10 protein-coding genes are annotated in these 14929 nt (G+C 64.7%); 9 read left to right on the forward strand and 1 reads right to left on the reverse strand.

Features of this window, described 5'->3' with window-relative positions; translation table 11 throughout:
• The 3 genes from HMPREF2944_RS03865 to HMPREF2944_RS03875 form a co-directional block, all read left to right on the forward strand.
• On the forward strand, positions 1–839 hold an 839-nt coding region (locus tag HMPREF2944_RS03865; RefSeq protein ID WP_141755732.1), incomplete at its 5' end, for a S1 RNA-binding domain-containing protein.
• Between the two features lie 137 nt (positions 840–976).
• Entirely contained in the window at positions 977–2023 is a 1047-nt protein-coding gene (locus HMPREF2944_RS03870) for an acyltransferase family protein (protein ID WP_049344388.1), read from the forward strand.
• A gap of 25 nt (positions 2024–2048) precedes the next feature.
• The gene (locus HMPREF2944_RS03875) at positions 2049–3380 is read left to right on the forward strand and encodes a M16 family metallopeptidase (protein WP_049344392.1); all 1332 of its coding nucleotides are present in this window, start codon (positions 2049–2051) and stop codon (positions 3378–3380) included.
• Between the two features lie 223 nt (positions 3381–3603).
• Here HMPREF2944_RS03875 and HMPREF2944_RS03880 read toward each other — a convergent pair whose 3' ends face one another.
• Positions 3604–5571, reverse strand: coding sequence for an acyltransferase family protein (locus tag HMPREF2944_RS03880; RefSeq protein WP_070680662.1), 1968 nt, complete (start codon positions 5569–5571; stop codon positions 3604–3606).
• Between the two features lie 280 nt (positions 5572–5851).
• Between HMPREF2944_RS03880 and dapB the strand changes: the two genes are divergently transcribed.
• The 6 genes from dapB to pgsA all read left to right on the forward strand — a co-directional run bounded on the left by dapB (position 5852) and on the right by pgsA (position 14924).
• The gene (gene dapB, locus HMPREF2944_RS03885) at positions 5852–6610 is read left to right on the forward strand and encodes a 4-hydroxy-tetrahydrodipicolinate reductase (protein ID WP_049332771.1); all 759 of its coding nucleotides are present in this window, start codon (positions 5852–5854) and stop codon (positions 6608–6610) included.
• Positions 6611–6619: 9 nt separating this feature from the next.
• On the forward strand, positions 6620–7288 hold the full coding sequence (locus HMPREF2944_RS03890) for a hypothetical protein (protein WP_070680664.1): 669 nt from the start codon (positions 6620–6622) through the stop codon (positions 7286–7288).
• 245 nt (positions 7289–7533) lie between these two features.
• The gene (gene dapA, locus HMPREF2944_RS03895) at positions 7534–8469 is read left to right on the forward strand and encodes a 4-hydroxy-tetrahydrodipicolinate synthase (RefSeq protein WP_070680668.1); all 936 of its coding nucleotides are present in this window, start codon (positions 7534–7536) and stop codon (positions 8467–8469) included.
• Positions 8470–8963: 494 nt separating this feature from the next.
• Positions 8964–10679, forward strand: coding sequence for a ribonuclease J (locus HMPREF2944_RS03900; protein ID WP_070680671.1), 1716 nt, complete (start codon positions 8964–8966; stop codon positions 10677–10679).
• A 240-nt stretch (positions 10680–10919) separates the two neighbouring features.
• Positions 10920–14057 carry a DNA translocase FtsK gene (locus HMPREF2944_RS03905; RefSeq protein WP_070680674.1) on the forward strand — a complete coding sequence of 1046 codons (3138 nt, stop codon included), beginning with the start codon at positions 10920–10922 and terminating at the stop codon, positions 14055–14057.
• A gap of 210 nt (positions 14058–14267) precedes the next feature.
• Complete coding sequence (gene pgsA, locus HMPREF2944_RS03910; protein ID WP_070680677.1) at positions 14268–14924, forward strand: CDP-diacylglycerol--glycerol-3-phosphate 3-phosphatidyltransferase; 657 nt, start codon at positions 14268–14270, stop codon at positions 14922–14924.
• Positions 14925–14929: the final 5 nt, after the last annotated feature.

Below are 14929 nucleotides of genomic sequence, written 5' to 3' on the forward strand. Positions count from 1 at the left end.
TTTCTGAGGCTCTGGGCTCCAACGGCTCGACCTCCATGGGTTCGGTCTGCGCCTCGACCCTGTCCCTGCTGAACGCCGGCGTGCCGCTGCGCGCACCCGTTGCGGGTATCGCAATGGGTCTGGTGTCCGACGAAGTGAACGGCGAGACCCGTTACGCCGCCCTGACTGACATCCTGGGCGCCGAGGACGCACTGGGCGACATGGACTTCAAGGTGGCGGGTACCTCCGAGTTCGTGACCGCAATTCAGCTGGACACCAAGCTCGACGGCATCCCCGCCTCCGTGCTGGCCGGTGCGCTGACCCAGGCCCGCGAGGCTCGCCTGCACATCCTGGATGTGCTGACCAGCGCCATCGACGCACCCGACGAGATGAGCGAGTACGCACCGCGCATTATCTCCGTGAAGATTCCGGTTGCCAAGATCGGTGAGGTCATCGGCCCCAAGGGTAAGATGATCAACCAGATTCAGGAGGACACCGGCGCCGACATCTCCATCGAGGACGACGGTACCGTGTACATCGGCGCAGCCGACGGCCCCTCCGCCGAGTCTGCCCGCGCCGCCGTGAACGCCATCGCGAACCCGCAGGTTCCCGAGGTCGGCGAGCGCTACCTGGGCACCGTGGTGAAGGTGACCGACTTCGGCGCCTTCATCTCGCTGACCCCCGGTAAGGACGGCCTGCTGCACATCTCCGAGATGCGTAAGCTCAACGGCGGCAAGCGCGTGGTTGACGCCGAGGACGTTGTCTCCGTGGGCCAGAAGGTTCAGGTGGAGATCACCAAGATTGATGACCGCGGCAAGCTCTCGCTCGCACCGGTCGTTGAGGGCGGCGACGACGAGTAGTCGACCCGTCTAACGATGAGGGGCGTTCGGCGCACCCGGTGCGGTTCACTCCCCGCCGGATGCACCGGGCGCCCCTTGTCGCGAGTAAGAGGGATAAGATTAATATATTTCTCTTGCACTGGAAGGAAAGTGAGCGAATGTTGACACGACGTGACAGCACAATTGATATTGCTAAAGGCATCGCAATCATTGCAATTGTGTTTGGGCACATTCATCGAGGGATGTGGGCATCTGGACTGGGGACGGAAGCCTTCCGCCCCTATAAATATGTTCTTGACTACGGTGTCTATTTTTGGCACCTGGTAGTTTTTGCCTTCCTGAGCGGCCTGTTCGTGTCGCGAGGAGCGTTGAAGACTACCCCCTCCTCGTACCTGACGAAACGTCTGGTTCTCTTCGGATACCTGTACGTCATTTGGCAGGTTCTACAGGTGGGTATGAAGCTTGTACTTCCGTCTAATTCTTCCGATAAGACGACTGTTATGAGCCTGCTGGAGCTGTGGAAGCCCGAAGGTCAGCTTTGGTTCTTCCCCTGGCTCATGATTGTCACCATTATTGCTGTGGTGACGCGAGTATGGCAGAAGAACGCTATCGCTGCCCTAACGATTGCTGGCTCAGCGATTCTTGCGCTTGCCTCGTGGGGGTACATCGGCGAGTATGTCGGTACTCAGGGCCTTTCGCTACTCTTCTTCTTCCTCGTTGGTGTGGCGCTTGGCCATGAACGATTCCAACGCATTATGAGCTCCATTCCCTTGGCAGCTCACGCGGGTATCGTTGCTGTTGGCCTGTTCGACTACATCTACCTTCTGATGAACATTCAGGCTACTCCGCCTACCGTCATTCCTTACTTCACGAATGATGTTGGTGCGGTAGCTATGGGTATTCTTGCGACGGTGATATCCTCGCTGACGGTGCTCTCGCTCTCCTACCTGCTGGCTCGGGTTCCGTGGAGCGGCTGGCTCGCCTACCTGGGACGCCACTCCCTGGAAATCTTTATCGCGCACATCGTGTGCGGTGCCGCCTTCCGTTTCGTACTGACGAAGTCTGGTCTTTTCTCGGTACCTCTGTTCCTGGTGGGCGGTACGATCTTTGCGATCCTCGCCTCGCTGCTGCTGGGGTACTGCGCACGAAAGCTCCGGATTCCGCTCTTTACCCTGCCGCGTCCCATCGAACAAAAGATTAGCTAACCGAACTCACATCGAAGGACACTGAATGTCTATTTCCCTGCCCGTCGAGCTTGACGCCATTGCCGAGGAGCTCGACTACGAGCGTGGCCGCCTCATCTACGAGGGCGCGGGCGGCAACGAGGTGCGCCGCTCCATCCTGCCCGGTGGCGTGCGCGTCATCACCGAGAAGATGCCCGGCACGCGCGGCGTGTCCATCGGCTTCTGGGTGGGGGTGGGCTCGCGTGACGAGGCTCCCGGCATGCTCGGCTCCACGCACTTTCTGGAGCACCTGCTGTTCAAAGGCACCGGTACCCGCACGGCGCTCGACATTGCGTCCTCCTTCGACGCGGTGGGCGGAGAATCCAATGCGCTGACCGCCAAAGAACACACCTGCTACTACGCGCGTGTGCTCGACGACGACGCGCCCATGGCCGTGGACGTCATCACCGATATGGTGACCAACGCCCTGCTTGATCCCGCCCACCTGGAGCAGGAACGCGGGGTGATTCTCGAAGAAATCGCGATGGATCAGGACGACCCGACCGACGTCGCCTTCGAGAACTTCGTGGAGCAGCTCATGGGCGCCAACCCCCTCGGACGCCCCATCGGCGGCACCCCCGAGGAGATTCAGGCGGTCCCGCGTGACGCCGTGTGGGAGCACTACAAGCGCTACTACACCCCGGATCGCCTGGTGATTTCCGCCGCCGGTTCCCTGGAGCACAGCACCATGGTTCGCCTCGTGCTGGAGTCGCTCACCCGCTACGGCTGGGACCTGCGGGAGGGCGTGGCCCCCGCACCGCGCCGCGTGCGTACCGACAGCGGCATCGTACCGCTGAGCGAGCTGCGCGAGGTGCAGAAGGGCTTTGAGCAGACCAACATCGTGATGGGCTGCCCGAGCATCATCGCGGGCGACGACCGCCGCTACGCGTTGAGCGTGCTGACCAGCGCGTTTGGTGCGGGCATGTCCTCGCGCCTGTTCCAGGAGATCCGCGAGAAGCGCGGCCTGGCGTACAGCACCTTCGCATTCTCCGGTGCCTACTCGGACGCCGGCTACTTCGGCATGTACGCCGGCTGCCTGCCTGCCAAGACCGAGCAGGTGCGCGAGGTCATGGGCCACGAGTTCGATAAGCTCGCGGCCGCCGGCATCACCGAGGAGGAGCTGCTGAAGGTGCGCGGTCAGCTGGCTGGCTCCACCGTGCTCGGCAGCGAAGACTCCGGCTCGCGCATGTCCCGCCTGGGCCGCGCGGAGATGGATTCTGGCCAGTTCACGAGCACCGACGAGCTGCTGGAGAAGATTCGCGCCGTCTCCCTCGACGAGGTACGCGATCTCGCCGCCTTCCTGGGTGAGCAGCAGATGATTACGACCATCGTGCGGTAGCTCGTGCGGGGCATTGGTCCTCGCCGCGTGAAATAGAGCTACGGGAAATCGAAAGGCCCGTTGGTCACTCTCATGGGAGTGACCAACGGGCCTTTCAGCGCGTCTTCATCGCGTCAGAACCGCCTATGCATTGCTCCAACCAGCGTCACCGGGTTAACGTCACCGGGCCAGCCGGTTCGGGTCGGTTCGACGCGGGTACTTGCGCTTTGTAGCTGCGACGCCGCTACTTCTTCTGTGCCTTGGCGATGGCCTGCTCCACGACCCGGGCGTAGAGCTCCTGGCCGGCCGCCTCGGGGTGCACGCCGTCGGAAGCGAGCAGGCCGCTCTGGGTCTGCAGGGCCTGGCGAATCGCCGAGTTCCAATCCGCGATAATCACGCGGTCGGAATGTTGGGAAGCAAACTCTCGAATCTTCGTATTCGAGTACTCAATCCAGCTCAGGTTGCGCGGGCCGTAACCGGTCACGAGCACCAGCTTCGAATCGGCGGGCATGGCCGCCAGCACCTGATCGAGCTGACCGTCCAGAATGGTCGAGTTTGCGGTCACCGATAGCACCAGGGTCTTTCGAATCTGACCGTTGGCGCCCATGGACTTAATAATGGGCAGCGCGTTAGCGATGGTGCGTCCCTCAGCCGCATCAATCTGGGCCTCGGGCATCTTGTCGTAGAGATCGGGGGAGGTCGCCACCACGATGGAGTCACCCACGACGGTCACCTGTGAGGAGTCGATGGGGCCGGTGGCCTCCTGGGAGGCCGAGGCGCTTGCTGAGGCGGTGGCCTTCGCATCCTTTCCGTCCTTGGCCGTGGGGTTGGCCGAAGCGCTCGCGGAGGCGCTGGCGCGCGCCTCCTGTCGGGCCTTCAGACGTTCGGCCGCGGCGCGCTTGCCGTCCTCAACGGACTGCTGGGCGGTGGTCATGGCCGGCGCGGTGCGTACGGCCACGCCGGTCGCGCCGGCGGCCGCAATCACGAGCAGGGTCAGGGCGATGGGCAGGGCCTTAACAGTGGCGTTCTGGAAGGAGGCGATAACGCGGTTGGCGCTTCCGCGGAAGCCGTGGCGTCGAATCGGGGTCTCAACCCAGCGGTAGGACATCTCGGCGATGGCGAAGGTCGCCACCAGCACGCCGACGTTCACCAGCGGGGAGCGGTCCGCGCCGAGTACGTAGTGCATGACCACGGCCAGCGGCCAGTGCCACAGGTACAGGCCGTAGGAGCGTTCGCCCACCCAGCGCAGGGGCGCAAAGTTCAGCAGGCGGCGCAGGGCCTCGGAGGCACCGGCAAGCATATCGGGCAGCATGCCCTGAATCACGCCGAGAGCCAGCAGGGAAGCGCCGAACAGGCCCCAGGGGATTGCACCGGGTGCCGATTCGGGCACGAGAACCGCGTAGGGAATCAGCGCGAACAGGGACAGCCAGCTAATCATGACGCGGGCGAAAGCAACCACGCCAAAGGGCTGAGCCACGCGGTACAGCACGGACTGCTGCAACGGCGGGTACAGCGACCAGGGGCGCGCAAACGCCAGTAGGGCGCCGAGCAGCAGACCGTACAGGTGAGTGTCGGTGCCGTAGTAGACGCGGCTAATGGGTGCGCCGGACATCAGAAGAGCGGTAGCAACGCTCAGTGACGCAATAATGCCCAACACCATGACCACGCTAAAACGACGCCACGAACGGCGCAACAACAGGCCAAAACCAACAATGAGCAGCGGCCAGACCACGTAGAACTGCTCTTCCACCGCCAGGGACCAGAAGTTCGTGAAGAGCTCCGGGGAGGTCTGCGCGAAGTAGTCGTTTCCGGCGAAGATGGAAATCCAGTTGGAGGAGAAGGTTGCCGCGCCCAGCAGCTGGCGGCCCAGGTTGACCTGGATATCGCCGCCAACGATGAGGCTCACGGGACCCAGCACGAGAATCATGAGGGCGATGGCCGGCAGCAGACGGCGGGCACGGCGAATCCAGAAGCTACCGAGCGCGATGCGGCCGTTCAGCGCACCCTCGCGCAGCAGGAGCGAAGTGATGAGAAAACCCGAGATGACGAAGAAGATATCCACGCCAATCATGCCGCCGGGCAGGACCGTGGGCCAGAAGTGGTACACGATCACCAGGAGCACTGCGATGGCGCGCAAACCGTCCAAACCAGGCAGAATATAACGCCGGTTTGCTTCATATGGGCGTACAGAGGAGGTAAAGAGGGACTTCATACGGTCTGTGTACTCCGAGGGACGGATTGAAAATTAAATACCAACCTATTATAGGTTTGATTCCATTAGATGACGTAGTGGGATTCTTATATGGCGCCGAGAGCCAGCACGTCAGCGCCGGGATTGGGGCGCGAGCGGGCGCTCCGGGAAGGCCGGCCGAGAGACGAGAAGAGGCCCCCGGAGGGTCGCGCGGTAGCGCATCGGCGATAATGGAGGAGAAGAAACGGTGACGGGTCGCCCCACAACGGGCCTACCGCCACGGAAGAAGCGAGGAGAGCGCATGAGCGAGAAGATTTGGAAGGTAGCGGTTCTTGGGGCCGCGGGCCGCATGGGGTCGGAGGCGGTTCGCGCCGTCAACACCGCCGAGGATATGGACCTGGTGGCGGCCCTGGGCCGCGGTGACGACCTGCAGGAGCTGGTCGACTCCGGCGCCGAAATCGTGATTGACCTGACCGTTCCGGACTCGAGCGAGGCCAACGTTCGCTTCGCGGTTGAGCACGGCATGCACGCGGTGGTCGGCACGACCGGCTGGACCCCCGAACGCCTGGACTCCCTGCGCGAGCTGCTGGGCGAGCACCCCGGCGTGGGCGTACTGATCGCCCCGAACTTCGCGATCGGTTCGATTCTGGCCACCGAGTTTGCGGCCAAGGCCGCCCGCTACTTCGATTCGGTTGAAATCATTGAGATTCACCACCCGAACAAGGTGGATGCCCCCTCCGGCACCGCGGTTCACACGGCCCGCAAGGTGGCGGCCGCCCGTGCCGAGGCCGGCGTGGGTCCGAGCCCGGACGCCACGACATCCGATCCGCTGGGCTCGCGCGGCGCGGTGGTGGACGGCGTGCACGTGCACGCGGTACGTCTGCGCGGCATGGTGGCTCACCAGGAGATTCTGCTGGGCGACCCCGGCCAGCAGCTGGTGATTCGTCACGATTCCTTCGACCGCGCCTCCTTCATGCCCGGCGTGCTGCTGGGCGTGCGCGAGGTGGCGGCGCATCCGGGCCTGAGCGTGGGCCTGGACGCCTATATGGACCTGTCTTAGGAGGGCACGATGTCTGAACAGACTTCTTCCGAGGGTTCGCCGGCTCCCGCCGAGGCGCGAAACCGCGGCCCCTGGTGGGCTTCGCTGCGCCTGTGGACGGCGTGCGCGTGCGTTCTGCTGGTGGTGACGGTGCTCATCCTGCCGTTGCCCATCGTGGCGCGCGCCTTCATCCTGGGCGTGCTGATTTTTAGCGCGGTCTTCGTGACCGTGGATGCCGGCGGGTTCGGCAAGACCTTCGCCGCGCTGACCTGCACGCTGCTGGTGCTGTACCTGGTGTACACGGCCGATCGTGGCGTGTCCCTGCTCCTTTCGGGCTCGGTGGCCGGCGTGGTGCTGGGGCTCGGCATGATTCTGCTGCCCGTGCTCGGCGCGTGGGCCCTGGTGCGTGAGATTCTCTTTGGAACACGTATTCAGATGATGGCTCAGCAGCTGTCCGATTCGGGGGACCTGGCGGAGGATAACCTGCCGCGCACCCCGAGCGGTAAGGTGGACCGCGAGGCGGCCGCGGCGGAGTTTGAGTCCTTCGCGGCGGTGGTTGAGCAGGAGCCTGAGAACTGGAAGACCTGGTTCAACCTGGCCTGCATGTACGATGCGGTGGGCGAGCGCAAGCGCGCCCGCGCGGCGATGCGTAACGCGTGGTCGTTGCGCTCGGGTGGCGCCGCGAAGGAAATGAGCTAAGAGCCTCGAGAGGAGCGGTTGCGCTCCCGAAGGTTGAGGGGCCGCGCCGGGGGAGTACCCGGGGCGGCCCTTTTGCCATATGAGTATTAGGTCGGCGAGCCGGGGCGGTCTATTGGGCCGGGGCCCGCGGGAGGCACCTCGGGAACCCGCCGCGGCGTGCGGGGGGAGGGGGGTGCCGCGCGACACTATATGAAAATTTATGCGTTATGTAGTAAAAATCTGCATTTCGGGGGTACCCTGGAAATATGTCTGAGAACCTATCTAACCCCGGTACCTTTGTTGAGCCCGTCTTCGGCCGCCTGCTGACCGCGATGGTCACCCCCTTCGCGCAGGACGGCTCCGTGGACGAGAAGCAGGTGGCAGACCTGGCGAACTACCTGGTCGACAACGGTCACGACGGCCTGGTGGTCTGCGGCACCACCGGCGAGTACTCGACCATGACCGACGACGAGAACGAGCGCGTCTTCCAGATTGTGAAGGACACCGTCGGCTCTCGCGCCAAGATCATTGCCGGCGTGGGTTCGAACGACACCGCGCACACCATTGAGCTGGCCCACCGTGCAGAGAAGGTCGGCGTGGACGGCCTGCTGGTCGTGACCCCCTACTACAACAAGCCGACCCAGCCGGGCGTGTACGCCCACTTCTCCACCGTGGCCAAGGCCACCGACACTCCCGTGATGCTTTACGACATCCCGGGCCGCGCGGGCATCCCGATTGCCCCCGAAACCTACCGCCGCCTGGCCGAGATTGACAGCATCGTCGCCGTGAAGGACGCCAAGGCTGATTTCGGCGCCGCAACCGAGGTCATGGCAACCACCAATCTGCACTACTACAGCGGCGACGACGGCCTGACCCTGCCCTGGATGGCGATGGGTGCCGTCGGCCTGGTGTCTGTGACCGCGCACGTGGCCCCGAACCTCTTCCGCGCGCTCATTGACGCGGTGGTGGCCCAGGACCTCGTGGAAGCGCAGCGCCTGCACCTGGAGCTGGCTCCGATCGTGCGCGCCACCATGGGTCGCGCCCCCGGTTGCGTGGCCGCCAAGGAGATTCTCGCCTGGCAGGGCGTGCTGGGCCAGCCGGTCGTTCGCCTGCCGCACGTGCTCTCCGAACCGGAGGTGCTGGCCGCCATGCGCGAGGACCTGATGACCTCCAGCCTTGCCCACACCCTGAAAAACGCATAAACTTTTATTCAGCTTCTTTTATACGTCCGGGCTAGTGTGCCCGGGCGGCGTGAAGCAGGTTAAGAGAGACTTTTGGCCGCCCACGCGGTAATTTGGCCGCTCATAGCGAATTACCGTGACGCATGCTTTCAGCACGCGTGGAACGCGGCCCCCAACGCGGGCTCCTCGCCGTTACGACGGCGAGGGGTCCGCTCTGGCGTATTTCCCGAGGTGTCCGAAACGACCATGACCCGCCGCGGCACCGATAGGCCGCAGAAACACGTCGCGTAACCCGCGGAAACCCCGGAACACTCGGAATACCCGGAAACTCCACAACATTTGGAACACTCCAGACCCGTATTCGGAGCGAAACTCGCCCCGGAACGCATATCACTAGACTTCCCGTGACGAACGAGGATGCGAACGCAGGCCCGCACGCTAAGGCCCGGCGCCTGAGCCCCTCGAACGAATCACGACACAACAGATAGTAAGAAAATAGAAAGAGGAGACACACGATGAGCGTCTTTGAAGCGAATCTTCCCCTGCCTCCCCGCCTGAAGAAGGGCACCCTGCGCGTGGTGCCCCTGGGCGGCCTGGGCGAAGTCGGTCGTAACATGACCGTGTACGAAATTAACGGCAAGCTACTGATTGTTGACTGCGGCGTGCTCTTCCCCGAAGAGTCCCAGCCCGGTGTGGACCTGATCCTGCCCGACTTCAGCTACATTGTCGACCGTCTGGACGACGTGGTCGCCATGGTGCTGACCCACGGCCACGAGGACCACATCGGCGCGGTTCCCTACCTGCTGCGCCGCCGCCCCGACATCCCCCTGGTCGGTTCCGAGCTGACCCTGGCACTGGTCGAGGCAAAGCTCGCCGAGCACCGCATCAAGCCCTACACCCTCGCGGTGAAGGAACACCAGGTGGAGCGTTTCGGTCCGTTTGAATGTGAGTTCGTTGCTGTGAACCACTCGATTCCGGATGCGCTGGCTGTCTACATCCGCACCAAGGCGGGTAAGGTCCTGCACACCGGTGACTTCAAGATGGACCAGCTGCCTCTGGACGGTCGCCTGACCGACCTGCGCCACTTCTCCCGCCTGGGTGAGGAGGGTGTGGACCTGTTCCTGCCGGACTCCACCAACGCAGAGGTTCCCGGCTTCACCCCGACCGAGAAGCACATCGGCCCGGTGCTCTCGAACGTCTTCCGTGACGCTCGCGGCCGCATCATCGTGGCCTCCTTCTCCTCGCACGTGCACCGCGTGCAGCAGGTGCTGAACGCCGCCGCCGAACGAGGTCGCAAGGTCGTGCTCGTGGGCCGCTCCATGGTGCGCAACATGACCATCGCCGAGAAGCTGGGCTACCTGAAGGTGCCCGACAACGTGCTCGTGGACCTGAAGAAGGTTGACGACTACCGCCCCGACCAGATCGTGATGATGTGCACCGGTTCGCAGGGCGAGCCCATGGCGGCGCTCTCGCGTATGGCTAACGGCGACCACAAGATTCAGATTGAGCCGGGCGACACCGTGGTGCTGGCCTCCTCGCTGATTCCCGGTAACGAAACCAGCGTGTACCGCATCATCAACGCCCTCATGAAGCTGGGCGCCCACGTGGTGCACAAGGGCAACGCGAAGGTTCACGTGTCTGGCCACGCGGCCGCCGGCGAGCTGCTGTACTGCTACAACATCCTCAAGCCCAAGAACGTCATGCCCGTTCACGGCGAGGTGCGCCACCTGATTGCCAACGGCGATCTGGCCATCGAGACCGGCGTTCCCGCACAGAACGTACTCCTGTGCGAGTCCGGCACCGTGGTGGATCTGCGCGACGGCGTGGCCACCGTGGTCGGCGAGATTCCCTGCGAGTACCTCTACGTTGACGGCCGTTCCGTCGGCGAGGTGACCGAGAGCGACCTGAAGGACCGCCGCATCCTGGGTGAGGAAGGCTTCGTGTCCATCGTGACCGCGATTGACCGCGCGACCAAGCGTGTGGTGACCGGCCCGGACATCCACGCCCGCGGTATCGCGGAGGACGACGCCGTCTTCGACGAGATCGTCCCGAAGATTACCGCCGCCCTGGAGGACGCACTGCACCGCGCACCCGAGAAGGTGCACACCGTGCAGCAGCTGCAGCAGATTGTGCGCCGCACCATCGGCGCGTGGATCTCTCGCCGCCTGCGCCGCAAGCCCATGATCGTGCCCGTGGTCATCGAGAGCACCTCTCCGGACGCTAAGAACTAAATATCAGCGCGGCCGCCTCCCGCAGGTGGCATCGGCTTTCGGGCCGAGGCTGAAACGGGTTACCTGAAACGCAGGGGGCGGGGTCGATACCGAGTGTCGGCCCCGCCCCCTGCGCATCCGGCAGGGCTCGGCGGGTTTCGGCGGGTCCAGCACCCGCGTTCGACGCCCCATCGCAGTCGCTGCGCTCACTGATAACGAAGAAATCGTTAGATTAACGGGAAGGTTGATACTCTAAAAGGTATGGCTCCACGGACCACAAAGGGTCGTAGTACGACCGCTAAGTCAAAGAAAACCACCCGCAAGCGCACCACCTCCTCGAGGGGCGGTGCCCGTCGCGGTGCCGAGGCGACGAATCCTGTCGCCGGCGCCATCGCCTCCGTCTGGCTGAGCATCGCTCACGCTATCGGCGGCGCGGTGCGCTCGATTGGCACGGCGCGCACCGACCTGGAACCCGAACAGCGTCGTGATGGCGGCGCGCTCGTACTGCTGCTCTTCGGCCTCATCAGCGCCGGCGTTGAGTGGTACAACTGGCGCGCCCACACCTCTCTCGGTCTGCTGCGCGCGCCCCTGGACGCCTGGCACACGATGCTCGGCGGCATCTTCGGCCAGGGTGCCCTGCTGATTCCGGTGCTCAGCTTTGTGCTGGCCTGGTGCGTCTTCCGAGGCCCCGACCTGGTCAAACGCAATAACCGGGTGACCCTGGGCTCCCTGATTCTGCTGATTGCGACCTCCCTCTTCTTCGCCCGCCACGCCGGGCACCCGACCTTTGCGGACGGTTTCGAGGCCGTATGGGCCGGAGGCGGCGTCACGGGAGTAATCCTCGGCACCCCCATCGTTCGCCTGAGCGGGGGTATCGCGGCGGTGGAGATTCTGATTCACCTGCTGCTGGCGCTCGCAGGGTTGCTGGTCATGACCAACACCCCGATTCGCCAGATTGTGCCCCGCACCCGGCACCTGGTGGGCCTGGCCCTGGGCGAGAAGCCCAACGGCACCACCCGCGAGCGCTCCTCCTCGGACGATGCAACTCAGACCGTGGACCTGAACGCCGAGGAGCACGACCGCAGCTACCTGTACGGTGACGACGAGAAGCCGGCCCGAGCCTCTTCTTCGGGCGGTGGCCTGATGGCGCGCCTGCGCGGCTGGCTGGGCTTTGGCGTTTCCAAGGGCGATGACGGCCCCCTCGACGAGTACGCCGGTGACGAGGCCTTCGTGAACGCCGTGGTGGACGACGCCCACCCCGAGACCACCCAGATGCCCGTGCAGCCCGCTAACCCCGCTCCCGGCGCGCGCACCGGCGCCAAGCCGAACCGCCTGAGTCGCCTGCCCGGTCGCCTGAACCAGGCTCCCGCCGCGGCTTCGAGCGGCCCCGACCTCTTTGACGTGGAGGCCTCTCAGGCTCCCGCCGCCCGCCTGGATCAGGTGCAGCGCGCCGCGGTGGCGCACGGCCGCATCCCGGGGGAGGAGCCCCTCTTCGACGTGGAAGCCTACGATGGTTTCGGCGGCGACTCCTCGCAGCAGGCTCCCTCCGAGCCCGCCCCGCAGACCAGGCCCCGCGATGTGGTTCCGCCCGCGGGCGCACCCGCTCAGGAGGCCGCCCGCGGTGCCGCCGCGGGTCAGGCTCCGATTCCGACCCGCATGCATTCGGCCGGCGCGCATCAGGGCGCAAACCAGAGTACGAACCAGGGCGCGTCCCAGCAGGCGGCACGCTCCGGCGGCGGCCTGTCCCGCCCCCTGCAGAACAACACCCAGACCGCGACCACCGAGCAGGCTCGCGGCGAGCAGGTTGTGCAGTCCTCCCGCGGCGCCTACGTGCTGCCCTCGGAGGAGATGCTGGTTTCCGGCCCGCCCGCCAAGGAGTCCTCCGAGGTCAACGAGCACGTGGTCGAGGCCCTCACCAGCGTGCTGGAGCAGTTCAAGGTGGACGCCCACGTGACCGGTTTCTCGCGCGGCCCGACCGTGACCCGCTACGAGATTGAGCTGGGACCGGCCACGAAGGTGGAGCGCGTGACGGCGCTGAGCAAGAACATCGCCTACGCGGTGGCCAGCCCGGACGTGCGCATCCTTTCGCCCATTCCCGGCAAGTCCGCGATCGGCATTGAGATTCCGAATACCGACCGCGAGACCGTGGCCCTGGGCGACGTGCTGCGCTCCCCGCAGGCCCACGCGAACCACCACCCGATGGTCATGGGCGTGGGCAAGGACGTTGAGGGCGGCTTCGTGCTGGCCAACCTGGCCAAGATGCCGCACATGCTGGTCGCAGGTGCGACCGGTGCCGGTAAGTCCTCGTTCGTGAACTCGATGATTACCTCGATTCTGATGCGCGCAACCCCCGACCAGGTGCGCCTGGTGATGGTCGACCCCAAGCGCGTGGAGCTGACCGCCTACGAGGGTATTCCGCACCTGATTACGCCCATCATCACGAACCCGAAGAAGGCCGCCGAGGCCCTGCAGTGGGTGGTTCGCGAGATGGACGCCCGCTACGACGACCTCGCCCACTACGGCTACAAGCACGTGGACGACTTCAACAAGGCGGTGCGCGAGGGTAAGGTTCAGCCCGAGCCCGGCAGCAAGCGCACGATTCACGAGTACCCGTACCTGCTGGTGATCGTGGACGAGCTGGCCGACCTGATGATGGTCGCCCCGCGCGACGTGGAAGAGGCCATCGTGCGTATCACGCAGCTGGCCCGCGCCGCCGGTATCCACCTGGTGCTGGCTACCCAGCGTCCGTCGGTGGACGTGGTGACCGGTCTGATTAAGGCGAACGTTCCTTCCCGCATGGCGTTTGCGACCTCCTCGGTCACTGACTCCCGCGTGGTGCTGGATCAGCCCGGCGCCGAGAAGCTGATTGGTCAGGGTGACGCGCTCTTCCTGCCGATGGGCGCCTCGAAGCCGATGCGTGTTCAGGGCGCGTGGGTTTCCGAATCCGAGATTCACGCCGTGGTTGAGCACGTGAAGAAGCAGGCCCCGACCATCTACCGTGAGGACGTGATGGTTTCGGCCGCAAAGAAGCAGATTGATGAGGAAATCGGCGACGACCTCGACGATCTGCTGCAGGCGGCGGAGATTGTGATTACGACCCAGTTCGGTTCGACCTCGATGTTGCAGCGTAAGCTGCGTATGGGCTTCGCGAAGGCTGGACGCATCATGGACCTGCTGGAGTCGCAGGGCGTGGTGGGCCCCTCGGAGGGCTCGAAGGCCCGCGAGGTGCTGGTCCGCCCCGACGACCTGCAGGCCACCCTGGCGCGTATTCGCGGCGAGGAGCCCCCGGCGGCCGATCCGTACGCGAACGCGGTGGATCCGGGGGAGCCGGTTACCGATTATTACGACGAATCCGATGACGAGGGCTCGGAGGACGCCTGGCAGCTGACGGGCCGCTAAGCTCACGCGTTATCCACAAGCGCCCCGCGCGTTCGGCGGTGCCCGATGAGGCACCCGTATAATGGACGTACGGGGCGTTTGTGCGTTCCCGATACCCTTCGGTGCCAATATTTGACGATGGCTGTGCGCGTGCCTCGCGCGGTGTGCGGCCCGCATCGAAACTGCAACACCGGGCTCACCCGTCGAGCCCGCCGATTCTAAGGAGCACCCATGAGCGACGCTCACACCCCAACCCCCACCGGTGAGGTCCGGGCGGTGCAGCCTCGCACGTCGAATTGGAACGTTCCCAACGTGCTGACGGTTCTGCGCATCATCGCGGTGCCCTTCTTCATCGTGGCGCTGGTCAGTGGCGGTACCTTTGGTGCCGACGACCCGACCCACCGCTGGCTCGCTTGGGTGATTTTCATCCTCGCGATGCTCACGGACTGGGCCGACGGATACCTGGCGCGTTCCCGCAACCTCATCACGAGCTTCGGCAAGATCGCCGACCCGATTGCCGATAAGTTCCTGACCGGTGCCGCGTTCATTGTGCTCTCGGCCCTGGGCGAGCTGTGGTGGTGGGTGACCATCGTGATTCTGCTGCGCGAGTGGGGCATCACGGTGATGCGCCTGTTCGTCATCAAGTACGGCGTGATGGCGGCCAGCAAGGGCGGCAAAATCAAGACGGTACTGCAGACCGTGGCGCTGGTGCTGATGCTCCTGCCGCTGGGTCAGCTGGGCCTGGGCTGGCTGGTGCCGGGCTGGGTGCTGATGGGCGCGGTCACGGCGATTACCGTGTGGACCGGCCTGGTGTACGTGCGCGATGCCTACAACCTGCGTCGCACCTGGTTGCAGAACCAGGCCGCGCAGAAGCAGCGCGCTCAATAGACGTT

The sequence above is a fragment of the Rothia sp. HMSC072E10 genome (assembly GCF_001813965.1).
Classification (GTDB): domain Bacteria; phylum Actinomycetota; class Actinomycetes; order Actinomycetales; family Micrococcaceae; genus Rothia; species Rothia mucilaginosa_A.